General features: G+C 67.4%; 14 protein-coding genes and 1 pseudogene. 6 read left to right on the top strand and 9 right to left on the bottom strand.

Annotation, left to right across the window (positions count from 1 at the left end):
- Window positions 1-155: 155 nt before the first annotated feature.
- The 3 genes from gcvPA to NWE53_RS26260 all read left to right on the top strand — a co-directional run bounded on the left by gcvPA (window position 156) and on the right by NWE53_RS26260 (window position 4430).
- Window positions 156-1496 (top strand): aminomethyl-transferring glycine dehydrogenase subunit GcvPA, encoded by a 1341-nt coding sequence (gcvPA, locus tag NWE53_RS26250; RefSeq protein ID WP_265052228.1) that lies wholly within the window; start codon window positions 156-158, stop codon window positions 1494-1496.
- Window positions 1496-3073, top strand: a complete 1578-nt coding sequence (gene gcvPB, locus NWE53_RS26255) for an aminomethyl-transferring glycine dehydrogenase subunit GcvPB (RefSeq protein WP_265052229.1) — start codon at window positions 1496-1498, stop codon at window positions 3071-3073. Before gcvPA ends, gcvPB begins: the two co-directional genes overlap by 1 nt.
- 94 nt (window positions 3074-3167) lie before the next feature.
- Window positions 3168-4430 (top strand): L,D-transpeptidase family protein, encoded by a 1263-nt coding sequence (locus NWE53_RS26260; RefSeq protein ID WP_265052230.1) that lies wholly within the window; start codon window positions 3168-3170, stop codon window positions 4428-4430.
- A 194-nt stretch (window positions 4431-4624) separates the two neighbouring features.
- Here NWE53_RS26260 and NWE53_RS26265 read toward each other — a convergent pair whose 3' ends face one another.
- From NWE53_RS26265 to NWE53_RS26300, 8 genes are all read right to left on the bottom strand, one after another.
- Entirely contained in the window at window positions 4625-5101 is a 477-nt protein-coding gene (locus NWE53_RS26265; protein ID WP_265052231.1) for a F0F1 ATP synthase subunit B family protein, read from the bottom strand.
- An 11-nt stretch (window positions 5102-5112) separates the two neighbouring features.
- Window positions 5113-5688 carry a F0F1 ATP synthase subunit B family protein gene (locus NWE53_RS26270; RefSeq protein WP_265052232.1) on the bottom strand — a complete coding sequence of 192 codons (576 nt, stop codon included), beginning with the start codon at window positions 5686-5688 and terminating at the stop codon, window positions 5113-5115.
- 134 nt (window positions 5689-5822) lie between these two features.
- Window positions 5823-6050: a F0F1 ATP synthase subunit C gene (locus tag NWE53_RS26275; RefSeq protein ID WP_038360954.1), complete on the bottom strand. Its 228-nt coding sequence runs from the start codon at window positions 6048-6050 to the stop codon at window positions 5823-5825.
- A gap of 62 nt (window positions 6051-6112) precedes the next feature.
- Complete coding sequence (locus NWE53_RS26280) at window positions 6113-6877, bottom strand: F0F1 ATP synthase subunit A (RefSeq protein WP_265052233.1); 765 nt, start codon at window positions 6875-6877, stop codon at window positions 6113-6115.
- 43 nt (window positions 6878-6920) lie between these two features.
- Window positions 6921-7271, bottom strand: a complete 351-nt coding sequence (locus NWE53_RS26285) for an AtpZ/AtpI family protein (RefSeq protein ID WP_265052234.1) — start codon at window positions 7269-7271, stop codon at window positions 6921-6923.
- A gap of 245 nt (window positions 7272-7516) precedes the next feature.
- Window positions 7517-10972, bottom strand: a complete 3456-nt coding sequence (locus NWE53_RS26290) for a chromosome segregation SMC family protein (RefSeq protein WP_265052235.1) — start codon at window positions 10970-10972, stop codon at window positions 7517-7519.
- A 168-nt stretch (window positions 10973-11140) separates the two neighbouring features.
- Complete coding sequence (locus tag NWE53_RS26295) at window positions 11141-11761, bottom strand: DsbA family protein (protein WP_265052236.1); 621 nt, start codon at window positions 11759-11761, stop codon at window positions 11141-11143.
- A gap of 93 nt (window positions 11762-11854) precedes the next feature.
- On the bottom strand, window positions 11855-12352 hold the full coding sequence (locus NWE53_RS26300; protein ID WP_265052237.1) for a DUF721 domain-containing protein: 498 nt from the start codon (window positions 12350-12352) through the stop codon (window positions 11855-11857).
- Between the two features lie 233 nt (window positions 12353-12585).
- Here NWE53_RS26300 and NWE53_RS26305 point away from each other — a divergent pair, with 233 nt between their 5' ends.
- The 3 genes and pseudogenes from NWE53_RS26305 to mutY form a co-directional block, all read left to right on the top strand.
- Window positions 12586-13404: a sulfurtransferase/chromate resistance protein gene (locus NWE53_RS26305; protein ID WP_265052238.1), complete on the top strand. Its 819-nt coding sequence runs from the start codon at window positions 12586-12588 to the stop codon at window positions 13402-13404.
- 11 nt (window positions 13405-13415) lie between these two features.
- Complete coding sequence (gene chrA, locus NWE53_RS26310) at window positions 13416-14810, top strand: chromate efflux transporter (RefSeq protein WP_265052239.1); 1395 nt, start codon at window positions 13416-13418, stop codon at window positions 14808-14810.
- A gap of 139 nt (window positions 14811-14949) precedes the next feature.
- Window positions 14950-15996 (top strand): annotated as a pseudogene (gene mutY, locus NWE53_RS26315) (A/G-specific adenine glycosylase); the annotation flags it as partial.
- Window positions 15997-16001: 5 nt separating this feature from the next.
- Here the strand turns inward: mutY and NWE53_RS26320 are convergent.
- Window positions 16002-16730: a peptidoglycan-binding protein gene (locus NWE53_RS26320; protein WP_265052241.1), complete on the bottom strand. Its 729-nt coding sequence runs from the start codon at window positions 16728-16730 to the stop codon at window positions 16002-16004.
- Between the last annotated feature and the right edge of the window lie 102 nt (window positions 16731-16832).

The following is a 16832-nucleotide window of genomic DNA, read 5'->3' on the forward strand; positions in this document are numbered from 1 at the left end:
GCTGAACCTCCGCGTCATCCCGGACAAGCGGCGAAGCCGCGCTGCTCCGGGATCCATCGGAGAGCGCGCCGCCCTTCGATGGATCCCGGGTCTTTGCCCGGGATGACGACGCGGTTTGGAATGCGTTCGGCGCCAGCACGATAACGGAAAACCCCATGCGCTATCTCCCCCTGACAGATACCGACCGCGAGGACATGCTCGCGCGGGTCGGCGTCTCCGACATCGACGCGCTGTTCAGCGATGTGCCCGCCGGCAAGCTCCTGAAAGGCCCGGTCGATCTGCCGCGTGCCAGGGGCGAGATCGAGGTTGAGCGCATCCTCGGCAAGATGGCCGGCCGGAACACCGCGGCTTCCGCCGTGCCATTCTTCGTTGGCGCCGGCGCCTACAAGCATCATGTCCCGGCGACGGTGGATCACCTGATCCAGCGCTCGGAATTCCTGACCAGCTACACGCCCTATCAGCCCGAGATCGCGCAGGGCACGCTGCAATATCTCTTCGAGTTCCAGACCCAGGTCGCGGCGCTGACCGGCATGGAGGTCGCCAACGCCTCGATGTATGACGGCTCGACCGGTACCGGCGAAGCCGTGCTGATGGCGCATCGCGTCACCCGGCGTCGCAAGGCGGTGCTCTCCGGCGGCCTGCACCCGCACTATACCGACGTCGTGAAGACGCTCTCGGAGATGGCGAATGACGAGGTCGTGGCGCTTAAAGCCGACGTCTCGGCCAATGAGGACATCCTCTCGCAGATTGACGATAGCGTCTCCTGCATCGTCGTGCAGTCGCCCGACGTGTTCGGCAATCTCCGCGACCTCAAGCCGATCGCCGAGAAGGCCCATGCCCATGGCGCGCTGCTGATCGCGGTCTTCACCGAAGTGATCTCACTCGGCGCTGTGGTGCCGCCGGGCGCTGAGGATGCCGACATCGTCGTCGGCGAGGGCCAGTCGATCGGCAACGCCTTGAACTTCGGCGGCCCCTATGTCGGCCTCTTCGCCGCCAAGTCGAAATATATCCGCCAGATGCCGGGAAGGCTTTGCGGCGAGACGGTCGATTCGACCGGGCAGCGCGGCTTCGTGCTGACGCTCTCGACACGCGAGCAGCATATCCGCCGCGACAAGGCGACCTCGAACATCTGCACCAATTCCGGCCTCTGCGTGCTGGCCTTCACCATCCATATGACGCTGCTCGGGCAGTCGGGTTTGACCCGCCTTGCCGAGGTGAACCACGCCAATGCCGTGAAGCTTGCCGATCTGCTGGCCGGCGTGAAGGGCGTCTCGGTGCTCAACGAGAGCTTCTTCAACGAGTTCACGGTGAAGCTGCCGAAGCCTGCGGCCGAAGTGGTCGAAGCTCTCGCCGAGAAGGGCGTGCTCGGCGGCGTGCCGGTCTCGCGGCTGATGCCGGGCGCCGGGCTGGACGACCTGCTGCTCGTCGCTTCCACCGAAGTGAATACCGATGATGACCGGGCGGCCTTCGCCAAGGCGCTCGCGGAGGTGCTGTGATGCTGAACCGTCAGGGACGTCCCACGCAGGCCGGCGAGGCCTCACATGAAGAGCACCTCACCTTCACCGGCAACAAGGCGCTTCAGCAGATCGAGCCGCTGATCTTCGAGATTGGCCATCACGAGACGACCGGCGTCGACATCGAAAAGCCGGCGCCGTTCAAGTCGCGTCTGGGCAAGCATGCCCGCCAGGGCGAGATCGGCCTGCCCGGCCTCTCCGAGCCCGAGGCGATGCGCCACTATGTCCGCCTCAGCCAGAAGAACTACGGTATCGATACCGGGCTCTTCCCGCTCGGCTCGTGCACGATGAAGCACAACGCCCGCCTCAACGAGAAGATGGCGCGGCTTCCGGGTTTCTCCGACGTGCATCCGCTGCAGCCGCTCTCGACCGTGCCCGGCGCGCTCGAATTGATGCTGGAACTGGCCAACTACCTGATGACGCTGACCGGCATGCCGGCCGTGGCGCTGAGCCCCAAGGCCGGCGCCCATGGTGAGGCCTGTGGCATGATGGCGATCAAGGCCGCGATCGAGGCCAAGGGCGAGGGCGCGACCCGCAACGTCGTGCTGGTTCCCGAATCGGCGCATGGCACCAACCCGGCGACCGCCGCGCTGATCGGCTTCTCGGTGAAGGCCGTTCCGGCGCGTCCGGACGGCACCGTCGCGGTCGAAGACGTGAAGGCCCTGCTCGGGCCCGACATCGCGGCGATCATGCTGACCAACCCGAACACCTGCGGTATCTTCGAGCCGCAGATCGTCGAGATCGCCGCGGCGATGCATGAGGCCGGCGCCTATTTCTACTGCGACGGAGCCAACTTCAACGCCATCGTCGGCAAGGCGCGTCCGGGCGATCTCGGCGTCGACGCCATGCACATCAACCTGCACAAGACCTTCTCGACGCCCCATGGCGGCGGCGGGCCGGGTGCCGGCCCGGTCGTACTCTCCGAGCGCCTGGCGCCCTTCGCGCCCGTGCCCTTCATCCATGTCGAGGATGGCGGCAAGCTGCATCTGATCGAGAGCCGGGAGGAAGCGCCGGAAGGCAACAAGCCCTTCGGCCGCATGACCGCCTTCCACGGCCAGATGGGCATGTATGTCCGGGCTCTCGCCTACATGCTGAGCCATGGCTCGGACGGCATGCGGCAGGCGTCGGAAGATGCGGTGCTGAACGCCAACTACATCCGCGCCGGGCTTGCCGACCTGATGTCGCTGCCCTTCCCGGACCATCCGTCGATGCACGAAGTGCTGTTCGACGACGAGTGGCTGAAAGGCTCGGGTGTCTCGACGCTCGATTTCGCCAAGGCGATGATCGACGAGGGCTACCACCCGATGACGGTGTATTTCCCGCTGGTCGTCCACGGCGCCATGCTGATCGAGCCGACCGAGTCGGAATCGAAGGCTTCGCTCGACCTTTTCATCGCGACGCTGCGGGACCTCGCCATGGCCGCCAAGGGCAATGACAAGGAGCGCTTCACCAGCGCCCCGCACCACGCTCCGATCCGCCGGCTCGATGAGACCCGTGCCGCGCGCCAGCCGGTGCTGAAGTGGGAGAAGCCGGCGCCGGCGAAAGTCGCGGCAGAGTAAACGGCGACAGGCCGTCGCCGGCCGATCTTAATGCTTCCTTGACTATGTCGAGGAATGATCCCCCCGTGCCGCTCCCTGCGGCTCGGGGGTTTCCATGTCTATCCGTCCCGCCATCCTCGCTGCGACGGCCGCTCTTCTCCTGGCTTCGACGGCGGTCGTGCGCGCGAACGAGCCGAGTTACGGCCCGAATACCTATGACCGCACGCTCGAGGCGCTGATCGCCCATGAGGATGTCGCTGGCCGTGGCGGCTGGCCGAAGGTGCCGGGCAGCGCCGCGGCGCTGAAGCCGGATTCGCAGGGCGCGGATGTCGTCGCGCTGAAGCAGCGGCTGCTCGCCAGCGGCGATCTCGCGCCCGAGGCTATCGCGGGCGACGTCTACGATGCCGCCGTGACCGAGGCGGTGAAGCGCTTCCAGCGCCGTCACGGCCTGTCGGATCTCGGCACGGTCGGGCGCCTCACCCTCAAGGCGATGAATACGCCGGTCGAGACCCGGCTCAACCAGCTCACCGCGACTCTGGAGCGCCTCAAGGGCAACGGCTTCAACTTCGCCAGCCGCTATGTCGTGGTGAACATCCCCGGCGCCAGCGTCGAGGCGGTCGAGAACGGCGCCGTCCAGCAGCGCCACCTCGCCATCGTCGGCCGGGCTGACCGGCCTTCGCCGGTGATCCAGGCCAACATCACATCGGTCAACCTCAATCCCTATTGGACGGTGCCGATGTCGATCGTGAAGGCCGACATCATCCCGCATATGCGAAAGGATCCGGGCTTCATCGCCAAGTCGAACATGAAGCTGCTCGGAGCGGAGAACAAGGAAATCGACCCGGCGAGCGTCAACTGGGCGGGCCTGACCAATCCCTATTTCTATGTCCGGCAGGAGCCCGGGCCGACCAATTCGCTCGGCCAGCTCAAGATCGACATGCCGAATTCCGAGGCGGTCTACATGCACGACACGCCGAAGAAGACGCTGTTCCGCAACGATGTCCGTTTCAACTCCTCCGGCTGTGCCCGTATTGAGGGCGTCCGCGATCTCGCGGCCTGGCTGCTGGAAGGCTCGGAGTGGAATCGCCAGGCGATCGAGGACGAGATCGCCAAGGGCGAGCGCAAGAACATCGCGCTGAAGAAATCCGTGCCGGTCGCCTGGGTTTATCTCACCGGCTGGCAGGGCGCGGACGGGCAGGTCCAGTTCCGCGACGATATCTACGGGCTCGACACGCCGCAGGGCATCGTTACCTCGACGATCCAGCCGCGCAAGCCGAAGCCCAAGGCGGCGGTGGCTCCGCCGCCGTCACGACCTGCTGCGATGCCGGTGACTGCGGCGGGCAATGCTCCGGCTCCAGCGGCGACCGCCAGCAACTGAAGCGGCAACCCTGCCGTCATTCTCGGGCGAAGCGAGGCGCAGGTCCGAGAAGCTCTTTCAGGATGGGGCGCCTCTTTCGTCCTGAGATGCTCGGGGCAAGCTCGAGCATGACGCGTCACCCTCTCAGGCATCAAAAAGAAAACGCCGCGCTCCGAAGAGCGCGGCGTTGATCTTTCAGACGATCAGGGCTGGGCTCAGTTGAGCTTGGCCTTGACCTCCTGCAACCCGGCGGCGAAGGCGGCTTCGCCCGCCTTGCCGGCCATCTGGCCGCGCAGGATTGTCTCGGCCGCCTTGGTGGCAGCCTCCGCAGCCGCGGCGCGAACCTCGGCCTCGGCCTGGCTCTCGGCTTGGGCGATCTTCTCCTCGGCCGATTTGGTCCGGCGGGCGACGAAGTCCGCGAGCTTGGCCTCGGCTTCCGCCGCGAGGCGCTTGGCCTCGTCATTGGCGGAGGAGATGATCTCGGCGGCGTCGGCCTCTGCGGCCTTGCGCTTGGCATCGTACTCGGCGAGCAGCTTCTCGGCCTCCTGGCGCAGGCGGCGGGCTTCCGCCAACTCCTGAGCGACCTTCTCCCCGCGCGCATCGAGCGCGGAGACGATGGCCTTGGGCACGCCGAACTTGGCGAGCAGGGCGAGGAAGATAACGAGCGCGACGCCGACCCAGAAAGTATCCATCTGATCTCTCCTCAGCCGCGCGACAGGGCCTGGTCGACAGCCGCAGACGCCTCGCTGGCGCTGGGAGCCTGACCGGTCAGCTTCTCGACGATCGCGACGGCGATGTCGCTGCCGAGGCCGCGCACATTGGTCATCGCCTCGGTCTTGGTCTTGGCGATGGTCGCCTCGGCCTGAGCAAGCTTGGCGGCGAGCTCGGCCTCGGTGGCGTGACGCTGGGCGTCGCTCGCCTTGGCGCCGGTCTCGCGAGCCGTCTGGGCGATGCCCTGAGCGTTCTTGCGCGCCTCGGCGAGGGCCTTCTCATAGGCCTGCGCCATCTCCTCGGCCTTGCCCTGCATCTGCGTGGCGTGGTCGAGGTCGCGGCCGATCGTGTCCGCGCGCTCTTCCAGGATGGCGCCGAGACGGGGCAGGGCGACCGTGGACATCAGCCAGTAGAGCACCGCGAAGGTGATCGCGAGCCAGAACAGGTTGCTGGCGAAGTGTGTCGGATCGAAGGGCGGGAAGGAGGCCTTCTCGCCGCTCAAGCCGTGTTGCTGCTCGGCAGCCTGCGCCGCACCCGCCAGCAGAGTGGCGAACGAGGCGACAGCCACCGGCCATCCTTGTCCGACGAACCCTGAAGATCGAACCGGCATGGGGTGCCTTTCAGCGCAGAGAAAAGGAATCGCCGCGCACATGGCCGAAAGATGGCCGGCGCGCGCGACGAGAAAGCGATCGACGAAAAGCGTCAGACCACGAAGAGCAGCACGAGCGCGACGACGAACGCGAAGATGCCCAGACCTTCGGCGAGCGCCGCACCGATGAAGGCGCGCGGGAACTGGCCGTCAGCCGCGGAAGGGTTGCGCAGCGCGCCCGAGAGGAAGTTGCCGAAGATGGTGCCGACGCCGATGGCGGCGAGGCCCATGCCGAGCGAGGCGAGGCCGGCGCCGATGAACTTGGCTGCAACAGGATCCATGATGTTTCTCCAGTGTGGAAGGCTAAACGGTGGGTTGAACTCTCGCGAGCGCTGCTACGGGCTCAGTGGCCGGGGTGCAGCGCGTCGTTGAGATACACGCAGGTCAGGATCGCGAAGACGTAGGCCTGCAGGAAGGCGACGAGGAACTCGAGCGCGGTGAGCGCGACGGCCAGCAGCAGCGGCAGCGGCGCGATGGCATAGTTCAGCACGGCGCCCGAGCCGAGCAGCACGACCACGAAGCCGCCGAAGACCTTGAGCGCGATATGGCCGGCCAACATGTTGCCGAACAGGCGCAAGCTGAGCGAAACCGGGCGCGAGAGGAAGGAGACGACCTCTATCACCACCATGAAGGGCAAGAGCCAGCCCGGCACGCCCGACGGCACGAACAGGCCGAAGAAATGGCTGCCATGCTTCACGATGCCGTAGACCAGCACCACGCTGATGACGAGCACGGCGAAGGCGGCGGTGACGATGATCTGGCTGGTGACGGTGAACGAGCCGGGGATCATGCCCAGCATGTTGCTGGCCAGCACGAACATGAACAGCGAGAACACGAGGGGGAAAAACTTCATGCCCTCACGGCCCATCACGCCCGTGAGGGTGGAGGCGACGAACTCGTAGATCATCTCGGCGAGCGACTGCAGCCGGCCGGGAACGACCGAACGCTGGCTCGAGCCGTAGATCATGATCACCGAGACGACCGCGAGCACGATCACCATCCACAGCGAAGTGTTGGTGAAGGACAGGTTGAGGCCGAACGGCTTCAGCTCCACGATGGGAGTGATGTGGAATTGGTGGATCGGATCGATTCCGCCGCCGGCCGCCATGCTCTCGTTCCCTGTCGTGCGGCCTTCGCAGGCCGCCCTTCGATCAATTCGCCTTCGGACCGCCATTCGACCCGGAGGTCGGACGCGAACCGAGCCGATAGACGGATCTCAGGCCGGCGATGGTTCCGATCACCATGAAGGCGATCAGCAGGAACGGAGACGTTCCCAGCCACCGGTCGCCGAGGTACCCGATCAGGGCGCCTGCGATGATGCCGCCTGCGAGATCCGTCGCGGCGCGAAAGCCTGAGGACATCGCACCCGCAAGGGCCTTGTCCTCTCCAGCCGGACCCGCGCCCGGCTTATCGTTCTCTTCCGCCCGTTTGATCGCGGACTTCAGGGAACCCAGTCTTGCGCGCAACTCCGAGTCTGAGGCGTTTGGGTCGGGTTCGGGCATGGTCTCGGTCCTCCGTCTTGATCGCGTTTACGCCGCGATCCCGCGAAAAACCACTATAACCACGACCAAACCCGCGCATCGAGCCGTCGTCAGCACGGCCTCCTTTATTGACAGCCCCCCGCGCTGTCAAGGCAGGTGGATAACACCTAACACATTGGAATATTTAGAAATTCGGGCTGGGTGCGACATTCTTGCCGCAATGCGGCGCAGATTGTGGCATTTTTTCAGCGCAGGGAACGCCGCCTTCAGACGGCCTCGCGGATGCGTTCGGCCGTGGCGAGGTCGACAGAAACCATCTGGCTGACGCCGCGCTCGGCCATGGTCACGCCGAAGAGCCGTTCCATCCGCGCCATGGTGATCGGATTGTGGGTGATCAGGATGAATCGCGTCTCGGTATTCCGCGCCATGTCCGCGAGCAGGTCGCAGTAGCGCTCGACATTGGCGTCGTCGAGCGGCGCGTCGACCTCGTCGAGCACGCAAATCGGCGAGGGATTGGTCAGGAACACCGCGAAGATCAACGCGGTCGCGGTCAACGCCTGCTCGCCGCCCGATAGCAGGGTCATCACCTGCGGCTTCTTGCCGGGCGGGCGGGCGAAGATTTCGAGCCCGGCATCCAGCGGATCTTCCGAATCGACCAGCTTGAGCTCCGCCTCGCCGCCGCCGAACAGGATGCCGAAGAGGCGCTGGAAATGCGCGTTGACGATCTCGAAGGCAGCCAGAAGCCGCTCGCGGCCCTCGCGATTGAGCGCCCCGATCGCCTGGCGCAATCGCCGGATCGCCTCGGTCAGGTCGTCGCGCTCGCCGGAAAGCCCCTCGCGCTTCGTCTTCACCTCCGCGAGTTCGTCCTCGGCGCGCAGATTGACGGCGCCGAGCCGCTCGCGTTCGCCCTTCAGGTTGGCGAGCCGCCGCTCGACGGCCTCCGGCTCGGGCAGGGCGTCGCCCGGCTTGATCCCGGCGATTTCCTGCAGCCCGTCGAGCCCGGTTTCCAGCCCGTCCTCGATCTGCCGCGTGATGTCGCCGACACGCTGGCGGGCGGCTTCGAGCCGCGCCTCGGCCGAAGCGCGGCGCTCGCGCGCGCCGGACAATCCTTCGAGCCCGATGCGGGCCTGCCGGTCGGCGTCCGCAAGCGCCGTTTCGCCGGCGGCGAGCCTGTCGGCGGCGTCGCGGCGGGCGCCTTCGGCCTGCTCGATCTCCGCCAGGAGTCGGCGCCGCTCTGTCAGGAAGGTGTCGGGTGCTTCCAGCAGCGTCTTCTGCTCGGTGCTTGCGGCTTCGATTCGGCGGCGTGTTTCTTCGGCGGTCTGCAGGCTTGCCGTTGCGCGTTCATTCCAGGCCCTGATGTCGGCGGCGATGGCGGCGCGGCGGCGCATCCGCAATTCGGCCTCGCGCGCCAGCGTCTGGACGCGGGCGCGCGCATCGGAGGCCGCAGCGCGGCTCTCGCCCAGCAGCACGCGCGCCTTGAGCAGAATGTTCTCCAGTTCCGCGGGGGCAGGCAGCGCCGCGAGCCCCGCCTCATGCGTCGCGATCTGCGACACCGCTTCGGAGACGGCCTGGCCGAGACGCTTGATCGCCTCGGCCAGCGTCGAGCGCTTCACCAGCGTTTCGGCAGCCTTGCGCTCGGCGGCGGCCAGTTGCTCGCGGGACTGATCGACGCCACGGCGGGCCTGCCGCGCGGCCTCGATCGCGGCGGTCTCTGCTTGCGCGGCCTTACGCGCCTCGGTGCTGACGGCCTCCAGAGCCCGCCGGGCGGCATCCGCCGCTTCGCGCGCCGCTTGGGCCGCACGCTCCAGATCGGCAAGCCGGTTCTTCTCGGACAGCCGCCGTGCGGCCGGGGAGGGCGCGTCTGCGGCGCTGGTGAAGCCGTCCCAGCGCCAGAGATCGCCCTCGCGCGAGACCAGGATCTGGCCCTGCTTCAGATGATGCCGCATCCCTTCGCCGTCGCCGCGCGCGATCACGCCGATCTGCGCCAGCCGCCGCCCGAGGGCCGCCGGTCCCCCGACATGGTCGAGCAGCGGCGTCGCACCTTCCGGCAGTGCCGGATCGTCGGATCCGGCGCCGGTGTCGTCCCAATGGGCAGGGGCCGCGGCCTCGGTCGAGGCATCGAGATCGTCGCCGAGCGCCGCGCCGAGCGCGACCTCATAGCCCTTCGCGACGCTGAGCGATTCGAGGATCGCCGGCCAGCGATCACCAACTGCCGGGGCGAGCAGCTTGCGTAGCGTGCCGATCTCGGTGTCGAGACGCTGGGCGCGGCGGTCGGCCTCGGCGAGAGGGCCACGCAGCGCGGCCTCGCGCTCGCGCGCCGCCGCGACGGCCGAACGCGCCGCGGCGACTTCGCTTTCCGCGCTCTGCACTGTCTTCTCTGCCGCCGCCAGCGCCTCGCGCAGCCGGTCGAGCATCGTCTTCGCGTCGGAGGAATCGAGGATTTCGAGTTCGCGTCGCAGTTTCTCCCGCTCGCCGGTCGCACGCTCCTGGCGCTCGCGGGCCTCACGCGCCGCACGCTCCAGGGCACCGCGCCGCGCGGCGAGATCGGACAAGGCCGCCTGTGCGGCGCCGTGTTCAGCCTCCGCTGCGGCAAGCGCAGCCTCCGCCTCCTGCTGTTCTCCCGTGGCGGCTTCCGCCCCGGAGCCGGCGCCATCGCCCTCGCGGGCAAGCGCTGCATCCTCCTCGCCGAGCCGGGACAGGCTTTCCGCAGCATCGCGGCCGACGCTTTCCTGACGCGCGAGATCGGCCTGCAATTCCGTGAGACGGCGGCCGAGTTCCTCCGCTCGCAGGCGGGCACGGCGATTCTCGGCTTCGAGCTCGTCGAGCCCGCGCTTCAGCCGGACCAGCGCCGCGGCGGCCGTGGCCTCGCCCTCGCGCAACGCCGGCATCTCATGGGCGGCGATGGCCTGCCGCTTGGCGGTTTCGGCCTGGATGCCGGTCTGGTCGGCGACGCCGCGCACCGCTTCCTCCAGCACGCGCGTGGCCTGCGCCTCCTGGGTGCGCGCATCATGCAGGGCGATCAGCGCCAGGATTGCTTCGGCCCGGCGGATATCGGAGGCGAGGCTGCGATAGCGCCCGGCCTGCCGCGCCTGCCGCTGCAGGGCTTCGATCTGCCCGTCGATCTCGCCGAGCACATCCTCCAGCCGGGTCAGATTGTCCTCGGCGCCGCGCAGCCGGAGTTCCGCCTCGTGGCGGCGGCTGTGCAGCCCGGCGATGCCCGCGGCGTCCTCCAGGATGCGCCGGCGCGATTGCGGCTTGGCCGAGATGATCTCGCTGATCTGCCCTTGCCGTACGAGCGCCGGAGAGCGCGCGCCGGTCGCAGCATCGGCGAAGAGCAGCTGCACGTCCTTCGCCCGCACCTCCTTGCCGTTGATGCGGTAGGTCGAGCCTTCCTCGCGCTCGATCCGGCGCGTGACTTCGAGCACCTCCGCCTCGTTGAAGGCGGCGGGCGCCTTGCGGTCGCTGTTGTCGAGGGTGAGCGAGACTTCGGCCATGTTGCGGGCCGGGCGTTCGCCCGAGCCGCCGAAGATGACGTCGTCCATCCCCGAGCCGCGCATGTTCTTGAACGAGCTTTCGCCCATCACCCAGCGCAGGGCTTCGACGAGATTGGACTTGCCGCAGCCATTCGGCCCGACGATGCCGGTCAGGCCGGGCTCGATCAGGAATTCCGTCGGCTCGACGAAGGTCTTGAAGCCGGCGAGCTTGAGGCGCGTCAGATGCATCGACGCGCCCGCTTTTTCCCTTCTCCCCTCGGGGGAGAAGGTGGCCCGGCGAAGCCGGGTCGGATGAGGGAGCGACGGGCAAGGGAGAGCGAGTCGGCCCTCATCCGTCTGCTACGCAGACACCTTCTCCCCCAAGGGGAGAAGGAAACGCGCGCGAAAACCGCGCCCTCACTGTCCGAGGAGCGGCTCCAGAATCTTGTCGAACTCGGCGATCGAGAGCGCACCGGAACGCTTTTGCCCGTTGATGAAAAAGGTCGGCGTCGAATCCACGCCAGCCTTGGCCCCGCCATCCTTCACGACAGTGACGGCGTCATAGATATCCTGCCTTTTCAAGCAGGCCTCGAACGATTCCTGTGTGAAACCGGCCTGTTTCACCAGCGCGGACAGCGCGTCGACCGGCTTTTCGGTGAAGGCCCAGTTGCGCTGCTGCGCGAACAGTAGGTCCGTCACCGGGAAGAACTTGTCGTTGCCGTTGCAGCGGGCGAGCATGAAGCCGGCCGTCGCCAGCGGATCGAGCGGGAATTCGCGGAGCGTGAAGCGCACCTTGCCGGTGTCGATGTACTTCTTCTTCAGCTCCGGCCACGTCGTCTCATGGAAATGCGCGCAGTGCGAGCAGGTCATCGAGGCGTATTCGACGATGCTGACCTTGGCGTCGGCCGGGCCGAGCCAGACATCGCCCAGCGGGCCGGCGTCGGGCAGCTTGGTCTGGGCCCGCGCGGCGTTCGTGCCGGCGAGCGCGGCAGCGGCGATGCCGGCCGCGCCGGTCAGGAGCTGTCGCCTGTTCGTCATCGTGAGAATTCCCCGGAAGGTCCAAATCGGTTGCGGAGCTATAGAGGCCATCGCGATTGTGGCAAGAGCACATCGCGCCGCGCACCGCCTCGCTCACGAAGCCGTGTCATGGCCTCGCGATTTCGCGTTGAGGGCGACGGCGCGGCCGAGCCGCGCCAATGCCTCGCGCAGCCCCTCGTCGGCGACGCAGGCGACCTGCTCGTCGACGCGTGCGGCAGCTTCCCCGTCGAGCTTCGGCACCGGCTTGGCTGTGACAGGCGGGGCAACCGGCCCCTGCTTGAGCACGAGCTTGCCGACAGCGCGCCAGCCGAGATGGGTGTTCACCCGTTCGACGACCAATGGGCCGAGCTGCTGCATCTCCAGCGCGAAGGCGCCCTCGACGCGCACGACCATCGTCGCCGGCTCGGTCGCCTCGCCCGGGGCGGGGCGGCGGCGCGGCCAGTCGATCTTGAGCGGGCGCGAGCGCGCCGCCAGCCGCTCGCCGACGATCTCCGGCCAGAGCGAGACGATGGCGCGCCCCGCGAAACCCTGCGCGGCGAGCGCGGGCGCGATGCAGTTGTCGATCAGCTCTGCGAGCGGTTTTGCGGCCATGGCCCAGTTTGCGCGAGCGAGCGGTGGCAAGGCAAGCCGAATGCGTCGGGAGGCGAGAATGGGCTTCGGCTTTCGACCCCACCGGAAACTGGACAGGTCCGCGCGCAAGGCGAATCCTTGCGGAGGGACGATCTCCGTGGTTTGATGCGGGTAGAGGGGTTATCGCGACGACCCCGTGAGGCGTCAGCCCAACGATCGCGTCCATTATCCTCGGTTCATCGGGATGGACGCTCATGTCTTCATTCACCCAGATATCGCCACAGCAGCTCTCGCGTCTCGTCGGAACGCTTGACGCGCCAACGATCATCGATGTCCGCATCCCCGACGATGTCGCCATCGATCCCCGAATCCTGCCCGGAGCGGTTCACCGCTCTCATAAGAACGTCGCCGAATGGGCGCGTGAATATCTTGGCCAGCGCATCGCCGTCGTCTGCCAGCGCGGCCAGAAGTTGAGCGAAGGCGTCGCGGCATGGTTGCGCCACGAAGGCGTCGAGGCCGAGAACCTGGCGGGCGGCTTCGAGGCGTGGCGAGATGCCGGTGGCATCCTGGTCGCGACCGGCAAGCTGCCGGCGCGCGATACCGCCGGGCGCACCTTATGGGTCACGCGCTCCCGGCCGAAGGTCGACCGGATCGCCTGCCCATGGCTGATCCGGCGCTTCGTCGACCCCAACGCCGTGTTCCTGTTCGTGACGGCCGCCGAAGTGCCTGATGTTGCCGACCGCTTCGGGGCGACACCGTTCGACATCGATGACGTGTTCTGGAGCCATCGCAGCGAGCGCTGCACCTTCGACGTCATGATCGAGGAGTTCGGCCTGGCCAATCCAGCGCTCGATCAGCTCGCCACGATCGTGCGCGCGGCCGACACCGCGAGGCCGGACCTCTCGCCCCAGGCGCCAGGCCTCCTGGCGGTTTCCCTCGGGCTCTCGCGGATGTATCGGGACGATCTCGAACAACTGGGCGCGGGCATGTTGCTCTACGACGCCTTCTATCGCTGGTGCCGGGATGCAACCGAGGAGACCCACAACTGGCCGTCCGTCCCGAAGAAGTCTTGAGGGAGGGCGCCATGACGATCGCTTCGACCTCGGACGACACCCACATCTCGCCGTCGGCGCCGACATTCGCAGAGGCCACCAGGGTCTGGGCGAAGGTCGGCTGCCTGTCGTTTGGCGGCCCAGCCGGGCAGATCGCCCTCATGCACAAGGAACTCGTCGAGGATCGGCGCTGGATCGGCGAGCAGCGCTTTCTGCACGCTCTGAACTACTGCATGCTCCTGCCGGGTCCGGAGGCGCAACAGCTTGCCGTCTACATCGGCTGGCTGATGCATCGGACCATCGGCGGCCTCGTCGCGGGCTTGCTCTTTATCCTGCCCGGCGCGCTGGTGATGCTCGGGCTGAGCCTGCTCTACGTGCTCTACCGGCAGGTGCCGCTGGTCGATGCCGTCTTCTTCGGCGTCAAGGCGGCTGTCCTTGCGGTTGTGATCGAGGCCTGCCTCCGCATCAGCCGTCGCGCCTTGAAGAACCGCGCGATGGTCATGATCGCGATTGCAGCCTTCGTCGGGATCTACCTCTTCAAGATCCCGTTCCCGATCATCATTCTTGCCGCCGGCATCGTCGGCTGGGCCGGAAACCGCTACGCCCCCGCGACGTTCGCCGGCGGTGGCCACGCGGCCAAAGCCGGCGCGCCCGAATTCAAGGGCGTGGTCGACCTGATGTTCGAGCGCGGCGAGCTTGCGCACGCCACGCCTTCGGGCGCGAGGGCGCTCCAGACGGTCGCGATCTGGCTTCCGCTCTGGCTCGGCCCCGTCGCCCTGCTCTGGTTGCTGACCGGGCAGGCGAGCGTCTGGACACATCTCGGCGGCTTCTTCAGCACGATGGCTGTCGTCACCTTCGGCGGCGCCTATGCGGTGCTGGCCTATGTCGCGCAGGCCGCAGTGGAGAGTTTCGGGTGGCTCGCGCCGGGGGAGATGGTCGATGGGCTCGGACTCGCCGAGACGACGCCGGGTCCGCTGATCCTGGTGCTGCAGTTCGTCGCCTTCCTCGCAGCCTATCGCGCTCCGGGTGTCTTCGATCCGCTGCTGGCCGGTTGCCTCGGGGCGCTGCTGACGCTTTGGGTCACCTTTGCGCCCTGCTTTTTCTGGATTTTCCTCGGGGCGCCCTATGTCGAGGCATTGCGCGGCAACAAGGCTCTCGCGGCGGCCCTGACCGCGATCACAGCCGCGGTGGTCGGCGTGGTGATGAACCTCGCATTATGGTTTGCGCTGCACGTGGTTTTTCGAGAGGTGCGCTCGGTGAGCTTTCTCGGCCTCTCGCCTGATATGCCGGTCTTTGCGTCGGTGGATTGGCAGGCCGCGCTGCTGTCAATCGCGGCGATGATCGCAATGCTGCGGTTCCGGGTGGGCATGATACCAACCTTGGCCATGGCAGCCTTGGCCGGCGTCGTGCTGCGTATGGCTTTCTGAAACAAGGGCTTCGGGGCTGCCCAGGCATGTCCGCTCCTGGCTCCATGGCGCATGGCCGCCTGCCTCTTCGCTGACATCGGGAGCACCCGCCGCCGTTCGGCCCTTCCACAGCTTCGGCTCCTCGCGCTAAACCGGACGCATGGACGCCCCCGTTCCGATGCCCCGCGCCGCCGATCTGCTCGCCTGGTACGACCGCCATCGCCGCGCGCTGCCCTGGCGCGCCGTTGCAGGCGCGCGGCCCGATCCCTATCGGGTCTGGGCCTCCGAGATCATGCTGCAGCAGACCACGGTCACGGCGGTGAAGCCCTATTACGAGCGCTTCATGACCCGCTTCCCGACGGTGAAGGCACTTGCCGACGCGCCATCCGAAGAGGTCATGCAGGCCTGGGCCGGCCTCGGCTATTACTCACGCGCCCGCAATCTCCATGCCTGCGCGAAAGCTGTGATGGAAAGCCATGGCGGCCGCTTCCCCGATACGGAGGACGGCCTGCGCTTGCTGCCCGGCATCGGCGCCTATACGGCGGGCGCCGTGGCCGCGATCGCCTTCGACCGGCCGGCCGCGGCCGTCGACGGCAATGTCGAGCGCGTCATGACGCGGCTTTTCGCGATCGAGGACGAATTGCCGGGCGCGCGTCCGCTGATCCGCGAGAGGGTGCTGGCGCTGCTGCCGCATGGCCGTCCGGGCGATTTCGCGCAGGCCTTGATGGATCTCGGCGCAACCATCTGCACGCCGCGCAATCCGGCCTGCGGCCTTTGCCCGTGGCGCGAGCCCTGCCGGGCGCGGGTGGCGGGCACGCAGGAGAGCTTTCCTCGCAAGGCGCGCAAGAAGGCCGGTGTGACGCGCTATGGCGCCGCCTTCGTGCTGACGCGGGCCGATGGCGCGATCCTGCTGCGCACGCGTCCCGACAAGGGACTGCTCGGCGGCATGGCCGAGGTGCCGACCAGCGAATGGCGCGCCGATTACGAACTCGACGGTGCCGCGCAGGATGCGCCCTTGCCGCTGCGCTGGAACCGGCTGCCCGAGCCGGTGCGCCATGTCTTCACGCATTTCCCGCTGGAACTGACCGTGTTCACCGGCAGCGTGCCGCCGCAAACGCGGGCGCCCGCCGGCATGCGCTTCACGCCGCTGGTCGATATCGCGAGCGAGCCGCTGCCGAGCCTCATGCTCAAGGTGGTCGAGCGTGCCGGGCTTTATCGCTCGAAGACGCGGTAGGTCATCGTCGGCAGGTCGACGGACCATTTGAAATAGCCCTTGGAGTAGATCTTGCCGCGGTTCGGCGGCCAGGGATCGTGGATGCGCAGCGTCGTGCCGGTGCCGTCGGGGTTGCCGTCCCCGCGCATGCCGACCACCACGATCATATGGCCGGGGCTGCCGCGCCCGGCGGTGTATTCGTCGACGCGCCAGAGCATGTCGAACATCAGCGGCCCGCGCGACAGCGCCTGCCGCAGCAACTCGACCGACCAGGACATCGGCGCGTTGCAGCGCAGCCCGTGGATGCGGCCATAGCGCTGGCCGGTCACGATCGCCTGGTCGCTCTCCGACGAGTTCAGCAGCCCGCCATCGGAGGCGATCATGTCCGGCGGCGTCCTGGCGATGATGATCGGCACGGTCGAGTTCTTCATCATCGCCGTCGAGGTCGCCCAGCAGGTCGTGTTCGTCGGCTGGGCGATGAAGGAGACCTTGTGCAGGATCGGCGCGAAGGCCTCGATGTCATAGAGGCAGGATTGCGTGGCCGGGCCGGCTTCGCCGTCCTCGACCAGCCAGTTCTTGCGCTGGAGGGCGAGCACCGCGCTGCGGGTCAGGTTGCCGAACTGGCCATCGGGGACGAGCAGCGGCCGCGGCTTCAGCGTGGCGTTCAGCGCTTCCTGAAGCTTCTTGACCTCAGGCCCGCGGGAACCGTTTTTCAGGATTGTGGCCATGACGTATCCGCCGGAGATGTCCTGCGCCCAGAGTGCGTGCGCCCAAGGGGCGCAGGCATCATCCGAACGAAGGACAGGCGCGTGGATACGGGGCGGCCCGCC

The organism is Bosea sp. NBC_00550 (assembly GCF_026020075.1).
Classification (GTDB): domain Bacteria; phylum Pseudomonadota; class Alphaproteobacteria; order Rhizobiales; family Beijerinckiaceae; genus Allobosea.

Excerpts from the sequence above, each read along its gene's own strand:
- NWE53_RS26280 (WP_265052233.1), bottom strand. The coding sequence starts at position 6,877 with ATGGCGGCCGGCGGCGGAATCGATCCGATCCACCAATTCCACATCACT.
- chrA (WP_265052239.1), top strand. The coding sequence starts at position 13,416 with ATGACGATCGCTTCGACCTCGGACGACACCCACATCTCGCCGTCGGCG.
- NWE53_RS26305 (WP_265052238.1), top strand. The coding sequence starts at position 12,586 with ATGTCTTCATTCACCCAGATATCGCCACAGCAGCTCTCGCGTCTCGTC.
- NWE53_RS26275 (WP_038360954.1), bottom strand. The coding sequence starts at position 6,050 with ATGGATCCTGTTGCAGCCAAGTTCATCGGCGCCGGCCTCGCCTCGCTC.
- NWE53_RS26285 (WP_265052234.1), bottom strand. The coding sequence starts at position 7,271 with ATGCCCGAACCCGACCCAAACGCCTCAGACTCGGAGTTGCGCGCAAGA.
- NWE53_RS26300 (WP_265052237.1), bottom strand. The coding sequence starts at position 12,352 with ATGGCCGCAAAACCGCTCGCAGAGCTGATCGACAACTGCATCGCGCCC.
- NWE53_RS26260 (WP_265052230.1), top strand. The coding sequence starts at position 3,168 with ATGTCTATCCGTCCCGCCATCCTCGCTGCGACGGCCGCTCTTCTCCTG.
- NWE53_RS26295 (WP_265052236.1), bottom strand. The coding sequence starts at position 11,761 with ATGACGAACAGGCGACAGCTCCTGACCGGCGCGGCCGGCATCGCCGCT.
- NWE53_RS26320 (WP_265052241.1), bottom strand. The coding sequence starts at position 16,730 with ATGGCCACAATCCTGAAAAACGGTTCCCGCGGGCCTGAGGTCAAGAAG.
- NWE53_RS26265 (WP_265052231.1), bottom strand. The coding sequence starts at position 5,101 with ATGGATACTTTCTGGGTCGGCGTCGCGCTCGTTATCTTCCTCGCCCTG.
- gcvPA (WP_265052228.1), top strand. The coding sequence starts at position 156 with ATGCGCTATCTCCCCCTGACAGATACCGACCGCGAGGACATGCTCGCG.
- NWE53_RS26290 (WP_265052235.1), bottom strand. The coding sequence starts at position 10,972 with ATGCATCTGACGCGCCTCAAGCTCGCCGGCTTCAAGACCTTCGTCGAG.
- gcvPB (WP_265052229.1), top strand. The coding sequence starts at position 1,496 with ATGCTGAACCGTCAGGGACGTCCCACGCAGGCCGGCGAGGCCTCACAT.